We start from the raw sequence: 17143 nt of genomic DNA on the forward strand, positions 1-17143 counted from the left end.
GACCTCCTGAAATTTAAAAGACTAATAGCCCAGCCATCTCAATACATCCTGCGCGTTGTACTCTTCCTTCTCACCCAACTCGGAAAAAAACACGTTGATGTCGCTGGCCTCAACGCCATGTTTAGCAAGCTCTTGGAGAGCCCTTTGTTTTGTAATAGTAAGATCTTCAGCTGAATCAAAATACGTCATCAGTACCTCCTGATGAAGGCGATAACTGAAGCAGGCTTACTCTTCCTGCCCAGGTTTTATCTGCGTGAATGTTAATATTTTGTGAATTAAACCATTACGTTACCCTGTTAAATCACACAGAAGAATGACTATGATGCCGCTTCAAACTCTCCCTTGAGCCGAGCCGAAACGGCAGTCTCAATACGGCTCCGAAGCAAACTGGCCACGGCCGCAAATACGTCGACGATGACCGAATTCCCGAACTGGCGATAGGCCTGCGTATCAGAGACTGGAATGCGAAAAGTAACTTTTCCCGGTTGCTCGAACCCCATAAGGCGGGCACATTCTCGCGGGGTTAAACGGCGTGGGCGCCTTGCCAAATTGACAGGATCATTAAAGTGCTTTTCGCCTATGCTAAAATCCCATCCCCGGTCTAATAAAATTTCAGATCCATCCCGATAATAGCGTGCGCTGAGTGTTCTGCAAACCACTGTTTCTATTGATGAATCTACCAAACCATAGCCAAATCCATTGCCTTTTGCCTGGTGCTTTTTAGCGTAGTTATAAAGGTATTCCCAGAGCTTTGGAGAAAGGATGTAACGGCTATCGACCTCAGCGTCCAGCAGCTCCCTAAGGGTTGGCCGTCGTGAAGGATAAAGAGCGGATACACCACTTAGCGAAAAGCCATCATTGAGTTTCAGATCACGGCGGAAACCGACCAGCACGATACGTTCCCGGTGCTGAGGTCTGAAGTTCTTACCGTCAATTATTTTGGGGTCCTTTGCTCCGTGAGCATCGGAGTCGGCAACATCGTAGCCGAGCTCATCAAGCGCATTCATGATGATGCGGAACGTATTGCCTTTATCGTGACTCTTCAGATTTTTTACGTTCTCCAGAACGAAAATGGCAGGCTGTTTGGCTCGGATGATCCGGGCAACATCAAAAAAAAGGGTCCCCTGGGTGTCGCATTCAAAGCCGTGCTTTCGGCCAAGGGAGTTCTTTTTGCTGACACCGGCAATACTGAACGGCTGGCATGGGAAACCTGCGAGCAAAACATCATGGTCTGGGATGGATGCATCGATAGAAGCATAGGCCTGGTCATCCGAAACATCGGGAAGATTACTGAGTGTAATGTCCCGGATATCTGAGTTGAAATGGTGCTCAGTCTCGTCACAGTACCAGTTTGCACTGTAAGTCCGTCGGGAGAACTGATTCCACTCACTGGTGAACACACATTTTCCGCCGATGGCGTCAAAACCACTCCGGAGGCCACCGATCCCAGCAAACAAGTCAATAAATCGGAAAAACTTCTGGTCATAGTCCGCTGGCCGAGAGGGGAGCAACGTTCGAAGATAACGATATCCTTCCTGGGTGATTTGGCATTCATTAACTGCACCTTTAATCTGGCGAATAAGCGTTCCCCTCGACCATTCGCTGCCGGTTGCAGCATTAAGTTGCTCAGCCAAATCCTTCACGTCGTAGATGCTTGCAACCTGCACCAGTAATTTATGGATAGAGGAAGGTGTCTCATCATTAAGCAATGCTGTTATTGCAGGCTCAGTTCTATCGTTGTACATCCTTACTCCGTGAAATGTGATTAATTTAGGTTCTCAGACTACCACGCGGTGAAAATTCAATTTTTTGTTAAAGGCCTTTATTTTCATCTCCTGTATTAAAATTTTTACCCACTCAAATTGCCTCCGTTAACAGAAAATCGCCGAGTTTCTAATTGGTACAATAAGCGCGTCAAATCACACGACTTATTTGTTACTACGAACCATCTAATTCAGGGAGAACGTATGACTCTTTTGAAAAAGTTACTTTTGCCGACATTAATCGTCCTTTTCCCGGTGGCAACTCTTGCTACCCAATCATCATTTGAAGCGAAAGTGGTAAAAATTATCGACGGGGACACAATCACCGCGCTCGATGGTCAGAATACAAACATCAAAATCCGCTTGTACGGTATTGATGCCCCCGAAAGTAAGCAGGCCTTTGGACAAAAGGCTAAACAAGCGTTGAGCTCCGCGATTGCTGCACAGAATATTACGGTAATAGACCACGGACCTGATATTTACGGCAGGATGCTGGGAACCATTTGGCTTGATGGTTATGACATAAACGCCTCAATGGTAGACAGTGGCTATGCATGGGTATACCGGTTTGACGGTAATGCCATCGTCCCAAACTATCTGAAATTCGAAGCTTCAGCGCAGAAAGCAGTTAAAGGCCTCTGGGTAGATCCGAATCCCGTTGCCCCCTGGGAGTGGCGCCAGCAAAACCAGAAACCTCAAAAGACGAAAAGCAGGGGGTGACCGCGATGACAAGACAACATCCTTTATTGAAAATTGCGCTTAATAACGATGGACATCTTTCGTGGCCAATTTTACCCGGACAAACTCAGCGCTGCCCAACGTGTCTGCGAGACGTTATTCCGGGTCCGGATGGGGATTTAGTACATCAAGTGGAGGAGGGCGTTAACCCCTGCACGCCATCTGTAGATGTTGTCATTTCAAAGTCGATCATTGAACTCCTCAGCGCAGGTGAGCGCCTATATGTTAACCCAGTTAAGAACGCGAATAGAACACTGGCCCCATCGTTTATCTTTCTGCACAAAGACCAGCAACTTCGACCATTTATAAATACGGACTATCAACCAGCAGGGGCCACCTGGAGAAGTGATAAAGGGAACAGACTTGGTCTTTTCTATATGGATGAGCGAGCGTCTAAAATTAATAAGGACCAGTTCGATTTTATTGCTGTAATAGACCCATCTACTTTTCAAGCAGAATTTGAGACCTTATGGTCCATGGGCGAATTTGATAACCCCCTTACCGCGTTACAGCACTCACTGGTTTCAGAGAATATGTCATCTGTCTGGGTGAAATGGCCTGTTAAAAACCTGCAATCGAGGAAAGAATCGGTGAAGTCCGATTACTGGTATGACTATTATACACCTCACTACCCAGAGGAGCAGGCAGCTTGCACGGCAACCGTGATTGGAATAGACGGAAATGTATCCGGGGAAACTATTTACATGCTCCAGATCGCCCTAGACCGGTCGACAGTTGAGTACCAGCTTGTAAAATCGCTAGGGGTCATATTGCTACTGGATAATACGGGAAATTTCGTATCGGAGGCGCAGCCTCACTTTGATATAATCATCAAAGCTTGCATCTCGGGCGTCAGAGACTTTGTACGTCAAAATCCTCGAATGCGGAGTGTGGAGCATCAGATTACCAGTGCAATGCCTGGTTAGTTAAATCATGAAGGATTTCCAATGACATGCAGCCGGTTGAGTTCTGATTCGATTGACGGGTTCACCTTTTTCATTTCGCCTCACGGTCAGGGATGTAGACTGTCTGTCGAACCTGAATACCGCCGCAATGGAACACAAAATTTCGATGGCTGGTTCCCTCGATATTACACTAAGCCACAATACGCTAAAGCAGCATTGACACGGTTTCTTGGGGAACCTGTTAATTGGTTGGATTGTAATGACCATAATTAGGGCTTTCAGACAGTTAGCCAACAAAAAAATCTTTAACTCACCAACAATATTGAGAATTACCAAATGGAAAATCTGGATGTTGTATCAGCGGTAGATTTTTACTTAGAAAAAGCATTTTATTTATTTGGATTCATAATGTTAGGTATGGCATGGCTTACTTTCCGTGCTGGTTCAACTTATCAGCATTTTAAAAATGCTGATAAGTTAGTCAGTGAAGGTAGAGGATCTTTCTCAAGCGGTGAAGAACCTGAAATGATCCGGCGACTTAAGTTCCAAACATTGATCTGGTACATTGCTAATTGTGTGGTGTTAGCACTATCCACTATTGTTTTTGGGTATCTATTTTATCTACTTCACAGTTAATCAAACAAGGAGATATTTTTATGCACGAGAATCAGGCACATCAAATAATTGACGCACTAAGTAAAGATAAGTATATCTACATTGCCCTTATGATTTTAGTCATTCACCTCTTGATGAAGCAAGTGAATAAACATCACGATAAGCTTGTAACTTCAAGGCGTATTTATGATGACCATAAATCTGGCAAAGCACTCGATGAAACACCAGCCGAAACCTTGACCATGATGAAAAAAAGCTTTATTTCCATCGTAGTTAACTTATTTTCAATTATTAGCGTCACGGTACTGGCTGCATGTTTTTTCATCTATTTTTAGTTCAGTAATGGTACAGATAGTTCCGCTGGTACCTATGGCGGTCTATCTGTATGAGTTTAAAAAATTTTTCTAGTAACGAAGGACCTAAAATGATTAGGTAAGAACGGGGTAAGCCCGTCCTATGTCCTGGATGGTGATAATGCAGGTTGCCCACAGGAAAATCATCATGGAAATCCCAAATCCCAAATCCCGTGCCAGTGCGTAATCCAAGAAGTAAAACGTAACCCATTGATTTATATGTCAAAGCTAAGTAGAGATGTCCGGGGTGGGGCAAAGTTCAAATGTCCTTTGATAATATTGAATTCCTGGATAAAAATCGCATCTTAACCTCTTCGTTTGAGTACCTTGTTGGGTTGACCCCGTATTCGCTTTATTTGTAGTATTGGGCTGCTTTGAAGTGTTTCATGTTCAAACGCGACGTGTTCTGTAAGTTCTTCCTGACAACAGAGCCGACAATATATACACATCCGCTATGGAGAATCTGACAACCGCTATGCGTATTACGCCACCCTGAGTTTTTCCTTCCTCTGTCGTACTGAGCAAGCCTCAGCACGCACTCAATAACATCCCGTCTGCGGATGTGCTTTACCGTACGTAAAAATGTAGCCCTCCAGGGCTGACTGTATCTAAAAACTGAGAAATTACTATGTTGCTGTCCTCGACGCGTAAGGACTGGCTGGGTAACGTCCGTGGTGACGTTCTGGCCGGTATTGTTGTCGCGCTCGCACTCATTCCAGAAGCGATCGCCTTTTCCATTATCGCCGGTGTTGATCCCCAGGTGGGCCTCTACTCGGCGTTCTGTATTCCTCTCGTTATGGCCTTCTTTGGCGGACGTCCGGCGATGATTTCGTCCTCCACCGGTGCAATGGCTCTCCTGATGGTGACGCTGGTGAAAGATCATGGCTTACAGTATTTACTGGCTGCCTCCATACTGACCGGGGTATTCCAGCTGATAGCCGGATATCTGAAGCTTGGCGGGCTGATGCGTTTTGTTTCACGCTCAGTGGTCACGGGGTTTGTTAATGCACTGGCAATACTGATTTTTATGGCCCAGTTGCCTGAGCTGACCAATGTGACATGGCATGTTTATGCCATGACTGCGGCAGGGCTGGGGATCATCTATCTCTTCCCTTATATCAACAAAACCATTCCTTCACCGCTTGTGTGCATCGTGGTGCTGACTGGGATTGCCATGTGGCTGCATCTGGATGTGCGAACCGTCGGGGATATGGGGAAACTTCCCGACAGTCTGCCGGTCTTCCTGCTCCCGGACGTGCCTTTAAATCTTCAGACGCTGCTCATCATCCTGCCATATTCTGCGGGGCTTGCGGTGGTTGGCCTGCTTGAGTCGATGATGACCGCCACTATCGTGGATGACATGACCGACACGCCAAGCGACAAAAACAGGGAGTGCAAAGCTCAGGGCATCGCGAACATCTGCACATCCTTTATCGGAGGAATGGCAGGCTGCGCGATGATTGGGCAATCTGTTATCAACGTAAAATCCGGTGGACGCGGACGACTTTCAACCCTCACGGCGGGCGTGGTGCTGCTTTGCCTGATTGTGTTCCTGCGCAACTGGGTCTCCCAAATTCCGATGGCAGCGCTGGTCGCGGTGATGATTATGGTTTCCATCGGGACATTCTCCTGGCGCTCCATTGCCAACCTGCGGACACACCCCCTTTCAACCAGCGTGGTCATGCTTGCCACCGTAGCGGTTGTGGTGGCAACACATAATCTGGCCTTCGGTGTGCTGACCGGTGTACTGATTGCTTCGCTCAATTTTGCCACTAAAGTATCCCGGTTCATGCGTGTAACCTCAGTTCTGGAGGGGACGAGCCGGACGTATACCGTCACCGGCCAGGTATTCTTTGCATCAGCAGACCGCTTTACGAGCCACTTTGATTTCCGTGAAGCGATTGAGAATGTGGTGATAGACGTTTCACATGCCCATTTCTGGGACATCACGTCCGTCAGCGCCCTGGATAAGGTGGTCATTAAGTTCCGCAGAGAGGGCGCCGGGGTTGAAATACGTGGGATGAATGAAGCCACCCGCACCATCGTTGACCGGTTTGGTGTTCACGATAAACCTGAAGAAGTCGAAAAACTGATGGGCGGTCATTAACAGACTGGAGGGAAAACTATGAATAATACTGTTACAGCTTGTGTGGACGGTTCACTTTCAACGCGGTCAGTGTGTGAATATGCGGCGTGGGCAGCCCGCACTTTGCAATCACAGCTAGCACTGTTGCACGTTATCGAAAAAGACAGCACCCCGGTAGTGTCAGACCTGACCGGCACTCTCGGCATAGACAGTCAGCAATTGCTGACCGATGAGCTGGTAGAAATTGAAGGGCAACGTAATCGCCTGCTGATGGCCCAGGGGAAAGCAATACTGGAAAGTTGTGCTGAACTGCTTCAAAAACAGGGAAGCCCGGATGTGCTTTTGATGCAAAAACACGGTACACCGGATGAAGTTCTGGCAGAGCTGAGCGACCTTCGTCTCATGGTGCTGGGGCGTCGGGGTAGCCAGCATCCGGTAGGCTCTCATCTGGAAAGCGTTATTCGTCTGCAAAAGAAACCCCTACTGGTTGTTCCGGAGAACTACTCAGTGCCTTCCAGAGTCATGCTGGCTTATGATGGCAGTGAAGAAAGCAGGAGTAACCTGGAACGTCTGACGATGAGTCCCTTACTCAGGGGGCTGGAGTGCCACCTTGTCATGGTAAACGGTAAGAAGGAAGAGCTGCTGACCGCACAGCAAATTTTACGTGACGCGGATATAGAAAACAGCACAACACATCTTACCGGGCAATCAGTCGGGGACGCGCTTATTCGTTACGCCGAGGAAAATGCTGTCGATCTGATAGTGATGGGGGCCTACGGTCATTCCAGGTTGCGGCAGTTCTTTATCGGTAGTCATACCTCCGAAATGCTGCAAAAGACGCAACAACCGCTTCTTATCCTCCGTTAGCACTGATTATCTTAAATAAAAAAGGGCGAGTTCTCTCGCCCTTCGTCACAAGAACACGTTTAGTTCAGCCGGTTACCTTTTTCATCAACTACCTTCTCACCGTCCTCTTTCGTGAACGCGCTTTTCTGCGCATCGGGAAGAATATCCAGCACGACTTCAGAAGGGCGGCATAGCCGGGTACCCAGCGGCGTTACCACGATAGGGCGATTGATCAGAACAGGGTGCTGCAACATAAAATCGATTAACTGCTCGTCAGTAAAGCGGTCTTCCGCCAGCCCTAACGCTTCAAAAGGTTCGACATTCTTACGCAGCAGCGCTCGTACCGTGATCCCCATATCCGCAATGAGTTTTACCAGCTCAGCTCGTGATGGTGGGGTTTCAAGATAATGAATAACGGTCGGCTCTGTACCGCTGTTGCGGATCATTTCAAGGGTATTGCGTGACGTGCCGCAGGCCGGGTTGTGATAAATGGTAATGTTGCTCATATCAGTATCTCATTACAAAGTGAAAGACAGACGAAGCGCCAGTGCTGCAAGCGTGACAAACAGCACGGGGATTGTCATGACAATGCCCACCCGGAAGTAATATCCCCAGGTAATTTTGATATTTTTCTGCGACAGAACGTGCAGCCACAGTAACGTTGCCAGACTGCCGATAGGGGTAATTTTTGGCCCCAGGTCGCTGCCGATGACGTTGGCGTAAATCATCGCTTCTTTGATAACACCGGTCGCAGTGCTGCCATCAATCGACAGCGCCCCGACCAGCACGGTCGGCATATTGTTCATCACTGATGACAGGAAGGCCGTCAGGAAGCCCGTACCCAGCGTTGCCGCCCACAATCCCTGCTCTGCCAGCTGATTCAGCAAGGAAGAGAGATAGTGGGTCAGACCGGCATTTCGTAAGCCGTAGACCACCAGGTACATCCCCAGCGAGAAGATAACGATTTGCCAGGGCGCACCACGCAGCACCTTACCGGTGTTAATGGCATGCCCTTTTTTCGCAACAGCAAACAGAAGCAATGCACCAGCGGCTGCGACCAAACTGACCGGTACGCCCAGCGGCTCCAGTCCGAAGAATCCCACCAGAAGCAACACCAGAACCAGCCAGCCGGTTTTAAAGGTATTCACATCACGTATAGCGTCTTTCGGTTCTTTCAACAGAGAAACGTCGTAAACGGCGGGAATGTCCTTACGGAAAAACAGATGCAGCATCACCAGCGTAGCCGCAATCGCGGCCAGGTTAACCGGGACCATCACGGCGGCATATTCTGAGAAACCAAGCTTAAAGAAATCCGCCGAGACGATATTCACCAGGTTTGAGACAATCAGTGGCAGGCTTGCCGTGTCAGCGATAAACCCTGCGGCCATGATAAACGCTAAGGTTGCCCCCCGGCTGAATCCCAGCGCCAGCAGCATCGCGATAACGATAGGTGTCAGGATCAGTGCCGCACCGTCGTTGGCAAACAGTGCCGCAACCATCGCACCAAGCAGGACGATCCAGGTGAAGAGCAGCCGCCCCCGGCCATTCCCCCAACGGGCAACGTGCAGCGCGGCCCATTCAAAGAAGCCGGATTCGTCGAGCAGAAGACTGATGATGATCACGGCGATAAAGGTGGCGGTCGCATTCCACACTATCTGCCAGACCACCGGAATATCCCCCAGATGAACGACGCCAGTCAGCAATGCCAGAATTGCGCCCAGTGAGGCACTCCAGCCAATCCCCAGCCCTCTGGGTTGCCAGATAACCAGGACGAGCGTGAATAAAAAGATAGCACCAGCCAGTAACATCAGAAACTCCATTCACATTTGTTTATTCGGATATATATATCGCCATCAGCAGGAGACAGATGCCACGCTACTGAGCTTGTTGCGTATGTTTTCTCGTTCACAGTTCCAGGCTGTATCAATAATACCCGCAGCCCATGCTGGCATGTGTGGCGACAGTCGGTAATGCACCCATTTTCCTTCGCGACGGTCGATGACCAGCTCGGCTTCACGTAAAAGGGCCATATGGCGAGAAATTTTTGGCTGAGACTCTGCGGTTGCCGCACAGATGTCACAGACGCACATTTCACCGGACTCCCTGAGAAGCATCACGATAGTTGAACGGGTCTCGTCGGCGAGCAGTTTAAAAAGCTGAACAGGCTGTAGCATGCTTAACCTCGTAAAAAAATAACAATACATATGGTATTTCATATGTGATAACTTTTAAAGCATAGCTTATGAAATGGAGATTTTTTATGACCGACTTACCAGCAATCGAACCGGCTTATTTTGATGATGCGCTTGCCAGCAAACTTACGGGCAACAACGAAACCATGCCGCGAATTCTCATCCTGTACGGTTCAGTACGAGAGCGGTCCTACAGTCGTTTTGCAGCGGAAGAGGCCGGGCGGTTGCTGGCAAAGATGGGGGCTGAGGTGAAAATATTTAACCCATCCGGTCTGCCGTTACCCGATGATGCGCCCGAAAGTCACCCCAAAGTGCTTGAACTCCGCGAGCTGGTCAGGTGGTGTGACGGAATGGTCTGGAGTTCTCCGGAAAGACATGGCGCCATGAGCTCGGTGATGAAGGCCCAGATTGACTGGATACCCCTGAGTGAAGGTGCTGTTCGTCCTTCCCAGGGTAAAACGCTGGCCGTCATGCAGGTTTGTGGTGGTTCACAGTCGTTTAACACGGTCAATCAGATGCGGATACTTGGCCGCTGGATGCGGATGTTCACCATCCCCAATCAGTCGTCAGTGCCAAAGGCATGGCAGGAATTTGATGATGAAGGGCGCATGAAACCCTCACCCTGGTATGACAGGATTGTCGACGTTACCGAAGAGTTGTTCAAAATGACGTTACTCCTGAAAGGGCACACAGCCTACCTGTCCGACCGCTACAGCGAAAGGAAAGAGAGTCATCAGGAGCTCGCGGCACGGGTCAATCAGGCCAAAATCTGACAGCCAGGCATGCCCGGATGGATTACCGGGCTTTAAATCGGTTTCTTCCCAAATATCTCTTCAGAGCGTGACTGAAGTTTCACCAGGGCATTGAACATATCGTCCTGATCCAGGGAACGCTGGGATTTCTTCGTCGTGGGAGCTTTACGCCTGCGAGAAGGGCCGTCTCCGGATGGTACGGATTGCGACCGGTTATTATCCCGCTCGGCCTGGACCAGCTGCGCCATTTCCAGGGCCCGCCCCAGACGTTTGTTATCCACAATGGCCCCCTGATCGATTTCAGAAAGCTTGTCATAGGTGGAGTAGGGAAGTGATACGCCATTAAGCCGGAGCTCTTTATGTCCATCCGGGTAATGCCAGACATCGATGTATTTACCAATCGCCCGACGACTGAATTCGCTGTCTTCAATCAGATAAAGGACTTTGTCGTATTGCACTGTGAGTGATTTCGACACTTTACGAGCTTCACGCCAGTTAAATACCATATCAAGATCGTCATCGACATCCAGTTCCCGATGAACATCAAACTCCTGGCGAGGCGCTTTTGCGAAACGACGGTTGTAATCGTTCATGAACTCTTCGGCAAATGCGTTCGCAGCTTCCATGGAACTGATGCCCTGGAGCCTGAGCTCCTTGACCAGTCGGTCCTGAAGCGTCAGGTGCGCCCGTTCAACGCGGCCTTTGGCAGCACTGGTTTCTGCACAAATGGTCTGAATGTTCAGTTCATGCATCGCACGGCCAAACTGGGTATCGCCGTCGCCGCCGGTTGCATTTTTATTGTTGATCCTGAATACGCTGGCTTTGTCGCTGTACAGCGCAAGCGGTTTGCCATGTTTTTCAATATAGCCCCGGGTCGCTTCAAAATAGGTGAAAGTAGACTCAGATTTCACGAAAAGAAGCTGCATTAAACGACTGGTTGCGTCATCAACGTAAACCAGTGCCGTACACTTAGGTCCCCGATTTTCAAACCAGTGGTGGTCGCAGCCGTCGATTTGTATGAGTTCACCGGCACAGGCACGGCGGTAACGAGGTTGCTGAATTTTTGGCGCACGTTGCTTACGTGGGACCCACAGACTGGCCTGAGTCATCAGCTTACGGACGGTTTCTTTGGAAAGATGAACACCGTGCACCTCAGACAGTTTTTCACAGGCCAGCGTCGGACCGAAATCGTTATAGCGTTCGCGAATAATGTTCAGCGCGTATGCGGCCAGTCCCTGAGGCAACTGGTTGTTACTGGATTTACCACGACGGCGGCTGGTCATGCCAATCGGACCATCTTCACGATAACGCGCAAGCAGACGACGGCACTGACGGTCGGAGATACCAAGCCGCTGAGCTGCCATTTGTGTTGTCAGACGCCGGTCGATGACATCCTGAATGATTTTGAGTCGGTTAACTTCATCCAATGTGAAAAACTCCGCTGCGAGAGCCGTCATGGTAATCCTTACTTGATTATACACGCCGGACATCTTAACTTAGCCATTATCGGACATTACAACTTTGCTACTACATTATATGTTAGAACCATTTAGTAATGTCACTTTTTATCCAGATAGAAACGTCACCTTAGAGTAAGCTAAACTGAATGCAATTCTAAGGGACTCAACGCATGTTGGTGACCATGTCAGATAAAGAGATCCACCGCCTACCGGTGATACAGGCAGTTTGTGAAAAGCGTCTACGCCGTCGTGATGCAGCATCACAGCTTGGCATTTCAGAACGTCAGGCGCAACGACTTATCAATCGTTACCGAGTTTCTGGTGCTGAAGGACTTGTCAGCCGCAAACGCGGCCAGCCCAGCAACCGCCGGTTGACCGAATCTCTCAAACTACGAGTACTCACGCTGATACGTGAAAACTACAGTGACTTTGGGCCCACACTGGCCGCAGAAAAACTCAGAGAGCGCCATAATATCCGGCTTTCAATCGAGACCGTCCGCAACTGGATGACGTCTGACGGACTCTGGGTCCCGCATGCTCGCCGTAAGTCACGGGTTTATCAACCCCGACATCGGCGTGATTGTCTGGGTGAACTTATCCAGATCGACGGCTCCCACCATGACTGGTTTGAAGGCCGTGCGCCAAAATGCTGCCTGCTGGTCTTTATCGATGATGCCACCGGGCGTCTGATGCATTTGCGGTTCAGCGAGTCAGAAACAGCCTTTGACTACATGCTGGCAACCCGGGAATACATCGAGCAGCATGGGAAGCCGGTATCGCTGTACAGTGACAAACACGCAATATTTCGCGTCAGTGGTCCGGAGAAACGCAATACCACCGTTACCCAGTTCGGACGTGTGCTTTATGACCTGGCAATCGAGCTTATTTGTGCCAACAGCTCTGAAGCTAAAGGCCGCGTGGAACGTGCGAATCAGACACTTCAGGATCGGCTGATCAAAGAAATGCGTCTGGAAGGTATAACCGGCATTGAGGCCGCAAATGCCTGGCTTGCCACTTTCATCGCTGACTTTAACAGCCGGTTTTCACGACCGGCTAAGTTCCCCAAAGATTTGCATCGTCCGGTGCAGGAAAGCCCCGATGAATTAAGAGACATCTTTGCCTGGCATGATGTTCGTACCGTGTCGAAATCACTGACCTTCCAGTACGATAAGATCCTTTATCTCATGGACACCACAGAAGAAAATAGCCGTCTTGCCGGTGAAAAAATTAAAGTACTGGATTATCCCGATGGCACCCTCGCCTTCCTCTATGGGCACCGGAGCCTTAAGTGCCAGGCATTTGATAAGCTGGCCTGTGTCGACCAGGGGCAGATTGTTGATAACAAACGTCTCGGGACTGTACTCCGACTGGCTCAGGTAAAACAGGATGAGCGGGAAAGCGAAGGCAAACGGGAACGAAGCAAAAAATCGCCCAGCCGTAAGGCTCAGGTGCGCATCCAGGAACAGCTCCGGGCTATCAATCCCGTTCTGGCAGACCCGAGCTTGTTTGTGGCAAGTTCAAAGCGATAGAATCGACCATCAGTGCTGCAAAGTACCGGAACAGTGAGTCCCCAAAAGGATACTTGAGATGATTAAATTCCCGACTACAAAGCGCGTTGATTTGTATAAAACTGCTGTCAGCTCTGAGCAATTACATCTAGATCTGGTTGCGGCTCAGGAGTTCATGTTCGATGCCTGGGAAAATGATGACCTGGAAGTTGTGCTGAAACTCATCAGAAAAGCTATCAAGAAATCCCCGCTCTGTGCTGACGCATACTCATTCTACTGCGAGATATCTCAAGAACCTCCTGAGTCAAAAATCGGGAAGCTGGAGACTGCTTTGTACGCAGCCAGCATTGCACTTGGCGAGGATTTTCAGGAGTTCGCAGGACGTTTCTGGGGATTTGTCGAAACACGTCCATATATGAGAGCAAAAGCAGCTTTGGCTGAGGCCTTATGGGAGTCTGGTAATTTTTATCCGGCTATGGCTCATAGCCGCGAAATGCTGAAGCTCAACCCGAACGATAACCAGGGGATTCGTCATTTATTAGCGAACTATTACCTTGAGCTTGAAATGGTGGATGATCTGGCCTTGCTACTGGACGATTATCCTGGGGATATGCGTTCGTTTTTTCAGTATACACGCGCCCTACTCGCCTACCGACAGTCATCCCCGGATGCCGATGATATCGCTAAAGCTGCGATTGATTCTAATAGACACATCCCCGGCTTGTTATCGAAGTGCAGATTACAGATCAAGTCTAACAGTGGATATATCACGTTAGGTGGAATGGATGAAGCCATTTATTATGTGAATCATAATATAAAGCCTTGGATTCGCACCTCTGGCGCAATTGATTGGATTGTAAATAATTCATTAAGTAAAATATAAGGATTTAGTTTTAATGTTTAATCTAATTATGGGCGGAGAACCTGACTATTTTGAACATTGGCCCATGTATGAACGGGTTAGTGGGAGTTGTGATTTTCCTATATCACGTATGTTAGAAGGCACCTCTGATGACATCCGGTTGAAGTTAACGCCTTTGAATGATAAAGCATTATCTTATATTGAGAAATTACCTACGCTTTTTATGTCAGAACTTTATTCCCGAGACAATGTTGAATACATTACTTTGCGACTTGGTGTAATTTCAAATCTACGAACAGTTAACAAAAATGTTGAGTTTGATTTCAGAATCACTCACTCACAAGATGATGTCGTAGTGATAAACAAAGAGTTATATCAAACAGCTTTAGAATTAGGTGCATATGGGCTGAAACGGACTCACTGGGGAATAAAAGCACGTGATTTAAATCAAACATTAGCACTTCTAAATATAACGACAAGAAGTACACCACTTCCTCCTACTGAAGCACTTCCTGATGAAGTTGATAACTACCCAATAATAGATAATGTTCAAAGTTTCATGGCGCGTGTTTTAGAACAAGATCATGAAGAAGATGCAGAAATATTTTATCGTGGACATTCTGATGTATCTTACGAGTTGGCTCCATCAGTTTTCAGGAAAAACAAAAAAGGTAACTTCAAGCATTTGCACAGTGAATCAAATTTAGTCCGTGAAGCCCTAACAGCAAGGCCAACTGAGTTTGTTGATGATAAAACAATGCTAGACAAGTTAGTAAGGATGCAACACTACGGACTACCAACTCGTTTGTTGGATATAACATCAAATCCACTAATCGCTCTGTATTTCGCTTGTTGCGACATTAGTAATAATGAAAATACAAATGAGGTTGATGGACATGTTATTATTTTCAAAACAAAAAGGGATCGTATAAAATTCTTTGACTCTGATACAGTAAGTTGCATATCAAATATATCAATGCTAAGTCAAACACTGAAAGATCAGCTGGATTGTAAAATGGACAAGGAGGCTTTCAATAAAACTGAAGCTTGTCAAAAACTCATACATTACATTAAAGATGAAAAACCTTATTTTAAAGATGTAATTATACCATCAGATTTGGAAAGGTTAATTTTCGTTAAAGGAAGAAATAATAATGAAAGGATGTCATCACAGTCAGGTGCATTCTTATTATTTGGGAATAATGCTGTTTATCCCGATTTAGTTTCAAACCCTGATGATGCTATGCAAGAGTTTAAAGTAGAAAAAATAGTGATCAGAAACAAAGCTAGAATACTTAAGGAACTCGCAAGGTTAAACATTACAGATGCGACAGTTTATCAAGGCATGGAAAGGACAATGAAACTAATTGCGGCCAAATTTTCCGCAGGAGATTGATCTTCATGTGGTTTTTTGACACACTAGCCTGTCGCTACTGGCATTGGTCCCTTGTATGCTAAGCATATGAACTCTGGTGTGTGTTGGACAGGAGCAATTAACCAGTCGTATAGTAAAATTTGAATGTAAAAATATAAAACAAGGAGTTGAGAATGAACCCCATTACTTTGAGTGAAATGAGTGATGAAGATGAAGAGGTAAAAATCATTTCTTCATATGAACCTCAAGATGATGAGATTGCGATCGTTTTTGATAGTTCAAAAATTACTGGAGGTAATGCACTGGATTTTTTCCAGTTCACCAAGCAATCACATTCTAATGTTAAAGTGTACGGAGATTCTAATGGTGTTTCGTACCTGCAATTAAACAGTATAACGTTAGCGTTAGGCACTTTCTTTGCCACATCAGTAATGATACCTTTTTTAGTAAATCTTGTTTCAAATTATATTCAGAAAAAAATTGATAACTTTGGAACTAGAGATATAGACGTTAAAGTCTCTATAATTAAAAAAAATAAATCAGGAAAACATGTGAAATACACTGTTTCTGGAAAAGTAGACGATGTTTTAAAAGTAATTAACAAAATCAAATAAAAATCTATATAGATATTATGAATATTCACGAAAAGTTAAAGCGTTGGATGTGTATTACTCAAGAAGATAGTGCTATTCTTGATTATCTTAATGCTGAGTTAAAAAAAGCTCAATCCTTGAGCTTGAATAATGAATCAAACAGATTGTTTTTATACAAAACAATTTTACTAGCCCATTTAAAATATATTCAAGTCATTAATTTACTTACAAGAGGTGATTTTTATGAAGCATGGGTAGAACTTGAAAGGATAGAAATAGATTTAATACATATTAAAGAAAATAATGAGTTTCTGCCTGAGGTTAATTTCTATGGTGTTAACTTCTTAGCGAGAATGGTATGTAATTGGCAGGCGTTATTCCCATATAAAATCTTCGGTAGTTCTCGTGAAATAATAAAAGAAGTGAAATGTTCAGTATGTAATACAACCCGTAGTTTTATTAATGATTGTGGTCATGTTAAAAATAAACTTTATAATGGAGTTCTTTGCTTTGATGAAGTGATCGATTTTGAATTAATTACTTATGACATAGTTAGTAATCCCGTTAACAAATGTAGTGTTTTTTTCTCCAATGATGGTGATCATTATAACTATTCAACTTTAATTAGTGTTGTCAAATACATACAATCCCCACATCAAATTTTCAATATTACGACCTGGAGATTTAAGGCGAAAGAACATGATGGAGTATTATCGCCAGAAAATATTTGTCCATGTGGAGATTCTTTAAAAAAATATGCAGATTGTTGTTTGCCACGTAATGGTATTTATAAAAAACATATAGATATTTGGTTTCCCTTCCCGTTGAATGTAGAACCTATTTAGAACCAGATATTCAATAACTAAAGATCCCGTTGACACAGATATTTCCATATTAAGATGTTTTCGTTATATTTTTATTCCAGTCTTTCATATTTAACTTTTGCTTTATTAATTGGTTGAGTGGGATAACGCAGCAGTCACATTAATATGATTACATAGGCTGAAAGTGCCCTTTCTATCTTGCACAAAGAGGTGACATTTTAAACTTGCTTTGACATTATAAGTGCGTATAACGTGGATTATGTTAACCCAA

The 17143-nt window shown here is 46.2% G+C and carries 18 protein-coding genes; 12 read left to right on the forward strand and 6 right to left on the reverse strand.

Annotated features, from left to right (window positions below; genetic code table 11):
- Positions 1-21: 21 nt before the first annotated feature.
- Complete coding sequence (locus SK33_RS24385; protein WP_016246550.1) at positions 22-189, reverse strand: hypothetical protein; 168 nt, start codon at positions 187-189, stop codon at positions 22-24.
- 128 nt (positions 190-317) lie between these two features.
- Positions 318-1745: a DNA cytosine methyltransferase gene (locus SK33_RS24390; RefSeq protein WP_015062959.1), complete on the reverse strand. Its 1428-nt coding sequence runs from the start codon at positions 1743-1745 to the stop codon at positions 318-320.
- Positions 1746-1967: 222 nt separating this feature from the next.
- Between SK33_RS24390 and SK33_RS24395 the strand changes: the two genes are divergently transcribed.
- The 6 genes from SK33_RS24395 to SK33_RS24420 all read left to right on the forward strand — a co-directional run bounded on the left by SK33_RS24395 (position 1968) and on the right by SK33_RS24420 (position 7327).
- The gene (locus tag SK33_RS24395) at positions 1968-2483 is read left to right on the forward strand and encodes a thermonuclease family protein (protein ID WP_015062960.1); all 516 of its coding nucleotides are present in this window, start codon (positions 1968-1970) and stop codon (positions 2481-2483) included.
- A 5-nt stretch (positions 2484-2488) separates the two neighbouring features.
- Positions 2489-3427, forward strand: a complete 939-nt coding sequence (locus SK33_RS24400) for a hypothetical protein (RefSeq protein ID WP_032610440.1) — start codon at positions 2489-2491, stop codon at positions 3425-3427.
- Positions 3428-3742: 315 nt separating this feature from the next.
- Entirely contained in the window at positions 3743-4042 is a 300-nt protein-coding gene (locus SK33_RS24405; RefSeq protein ID WP_016246547.1) for a hypothetical protein, read from the forward strand.
- 20 nt (positions 4043-4062) lie between these two features.
- Complete coding sequence (locus SK33_RS24410; protein ID WP_016246546.1) at positions 4063-4356, forward strand: hypothetical protein; 294 nt, start codon at positions 4063-4065, stop codon at positions 4354-4356.
- A gap of 646 nt (positions 4357-5002) precedes the next feature.
- Positions 5003-6481 carry a SulP family inorganic anion transporter gene (locus SK33_RS24415; RefSeq protein WP_000927306.1) on the forward strand — a complete coding sequence of 493 codons (1479 nt, stop codon included), beginning with the start codon at positions 5003-5005 and terminating at the stop codon, positions 6479-6481.
- A gap of 18 nt (positions 6482-6499) precedes the next feature.
- Positions 6500-7327 (forward strand): universal stress protein, encoded by an 828-nt coding sequence (locus tag SK33_RS24420; RefSeq protein WP_001066652.1) that lies wholly within the window; start codon positions 6500-6502, stop codon positions 7325-7327.
- 59 nt (positions 7328-7386) lie between these two features.
- On the opposite strand, the gene arsC is transcribed toward SK33_RS24420, so the two are convergent.
- Genes arsC through SK33_RS24435 form a run of 3 tightly spaced genes read right to left on the reverse strand, consistent with a single transcriptional unit; the run spans position 7387 to position 9480 of the window.
- Positions 7387-7812: a glutaredoxin-dependent arsenate reductase gene (arsC, locus tag SK33_RS24425; protein WP_000065802.1), complete on the reverse strand. Its 426-nt coding sequence runs from the start codon at positions 7810-7812 to the stop codon at positions 7387-7389.
- A 12-nt stretch (positions 7813-7824) separates the two neighbouring features.
- Entirely contained in the window at positions 7825-9114 is a 1290-nt protein-coding gene (locus tag SK33_RS24430; protein ID WP_000922628.1) for an arsenic transporter, read from the reverse strand.
- Between the two features lie 45 nt (positions 9115-9159).
- The gene (locus SK33_RS24435; RefSeq protein ID WP_000941305.1) at positions 9160-9480 is read right to left on the reverse strand and encodes a transcriptional regulator; all 321 of its coding nucleotides are present in this window, start codon (positions 9478-9480) and stop codon (positions 9160-9162) included.
- Between the two features lie 86 nt (positions 9481-9566).
- On the opposite strand from SK33_RS24435, the gene arsH reads away from it, so the two are divergent.
- Positions 9567-10271: an arsenical resistance protein ArsH gene (arsH, locus tag SK33_RS24440; protein WP_000130816.1), complete on the forward strand. Its 705-nt coding sequence runs from the start codon at positions 9567-9569 to the stop codon at positions 10269-10271.
- A gap of 32 nt (positions 10272-10303) precedes the next feature.
- Here arsH and SK33_RS24445 read toward each other — a convergent pair whose 3' ends face one another.
- Positions 10304-11707 (reverse strand): ISNCY family transposase, encoded by a 1404-nt coding sequence (locus SK33_RS24445; RefSeq protein ID WP_011152984.1) that lies wholly within the window; start codon positions 11705-11707, stop codon positions 10304-10306.
- A 185-nt stretch (positions 11708-11892) separates the two neighbouring features.
- Between SK33_RS24445 and SK33_RS24450 the strand changes: the two genes are divergently transcribed.
- The 5 genes from SK33_RS24450 (at position 11893) to SK33_RS24470 (ending at position 16893) form a co-directional block, all read left to right on the forward strand.
- On the forward strand, positions 11893-13239 hold the full coding sequence (locus SK33_RS24450) for an ISNCY-like element ISLad2 family transposase (RefSeq protein WP_076611902.1): 1347 nt from the start codon (positions 11893-11895) through the stop codon (positions 13237-13239).
- Positions 13240-13297: 58 nt separating this feature from the next.
- Positions 13298-14101: a hypothetical protein gene (locus tag SK33_RS24455; protein WP_000589340.1), complete on the forward strand. Its 804-nt coding sequence runs from the start codon at positions 13298-13300 to the stop codon at positions 14099-14101.
- 13 nt (positions 14102-14114) lie between these two features.
- Positions 14115-15476 (forward strand): FRG domain-containing protein, encoded by a 1362-nt coding sequence (locus tag SK33_RS24460; RefSeq protein ID WP_000482601.1) that lies wholly within the window; start codon positions 14115-14117, stop codon positions 15474-15476.
- Between the two features lie 152 nt (positions 15477-15628).
- A complete protein-coding gene (locus tag SK33_RS24465) occupies positions 15629-16069 on the forward strand; it encodes a hypothetical protein (protein ID WP_016239970.1) in 441 nt (146 codons plus the stop codon).
- A 17-nt stretch (positions 16070-16086) separates the two neighbouring features.
- On the forward strand, positions 16087-16893 hold the full coding sequence (locus tag SK33_RS24470; protein WP_016239971.1) for a hypothetical protein: 807 nt from the start codon (positions 16087-16089) through the stop codon (positions 16891-16893).
- Positions 16894-17143: the final 250 nt, after the last annotated feature.

The organism is Citrobacter sp. MGH103 (genome assembly GCF_001034475.2).
Classification (GTDB): domain Bacteria; phylum Pseudomonadota; class Gammaproteobacteria; order Enterobacterales; family Enterobacteriaceae; genus Citrobacter; species Citrobacter freundii.

Excerpts from the sequence above, each read along its gene's own strand:
- SK33_RS24395 (WP_015062960.1), top strand. The coding sequence starts at position 1,968 with ATGACTCTTTTGAAAAAGTTACTTTTGCCGACATTAATCGTCCTTTTC.
- SK33_RS24420 (WP_001066652.1), top strand. The coding sequence starts at position 6,500 with ATGAATAATACTGTTACAGCTTGTGTGGACGGTTCACTTTCAACGCGG.
- SK33_RS24465 (WP_016239970.1), top strand. The coding sequence starts at position 15,629 with ATGAACCCCATTACTTTGAGTGAAATGAGTGATGAAGATGAAGAGGTA.
- SK33_RS24385 (WP_016246550.1), bottom strand. The coding sequence starts at position 189 with ATGACGTATTTTGATTCAGCTGAAGATCTTACTATTACAAAACAAAGG.
- SK33_RS24450 (WP_076611902.1), top strand. The coding sequence starts at position 11,893 with ATGTCAGATAAAGAGATCCACCGCCTACCGGTGATACAGGCAGTTTGT.
- arsH (WP_000130816.1), top strand. The coding sequence starts at position 9,567 with ATGACCGACTTACCAGCAATCGAACCGGCTTATTTTGATGATGCGCTT.
- SK33_RS24470 (WP_016239971.1), top strand. The coding sequence starts at position 16,087 with ATGAATATTCACGAAAAGTTAAAGCGTTGGATGTGTATTACTCAAGAA.
- SK33_RS24405 (WP_016246547.1), top strand. The coding sequence starts at position 3,743 with ATGGAAAATCTGGATGTTGTATCAGCGGTAGATTTTTACTTAGAAAAA.
- arsC (WP_000065802.1), bottom strand. The coding sequence starts at position 7,812 with ATGAGCAACATTACCATTTATCACAACCCGGCCTGCGGCACGTCACGC.
- SK33_RS24390 (WP_015062959.1), bottom strand. The coding sequence starts at position 1,745 with ATGTACAACGATAGAACTGAGCCTGCAATAACAGCATTGCTTAATGAT.
- SK33_RS24430 (WP_000922628.1), bottom strand. The coding sequence starts at position 9,114 with ATGTTACTGGCTGGTGCTATCTTTTTATTCACGCTCGTCCTGGTTATC.
- SK33_RS24410 (WP_016246546.1), top strand. The coding sequence starts at position 4,063 with ATGCACGAGAATCAGGCACATCAAATAATTGACGCACTAAGTAAAGAT.
- SK33_RS24455 (WP_000589340.1), top strand. The coding sequence starts at position 13,298 with ATGATTAAATTCCCGACTACAAAGCGCGTTGATTTGTATAAAACTGCT.
- SK33_RS24460 (WP_000482601.1), top strand. The coding sequence starts at position 14,115 with ATGTTTAATCTAATTATGGGCGGAGAACCTGACTATTTTGAACATTGG.
- SK33_RS24445 (WP_011152984.1), bottom strand. The coding sequence starts at position 11,707 with ATGACGGCTCTCGCAGCGGAGTTTTTCACATTGGATGAAGTTAACCGA.
- SK33_RS24400 (WP_032610440.1), top strand. The coding sequence starts at position 2,489 with ATGACAAGACAACATCCTTTATTGAAAATTGCGCTTAATAACGATGGA.
- SK33_RS24435 (WP_000941305.1), bottom strand. The coding sequence starts at position 9,480 with ATGCTACAGCCTGTTCAGCTTTTTAAACTGCTCGCCGACGAGACCCGT.
- SK33_RS24415 (WP_000927306.1), top strand. The coding sequence starts at position 5,003 with ATGTTGCTGTCCTCGACGCGTAAGGACTGGCTGGGTAACGTCCGTGGT.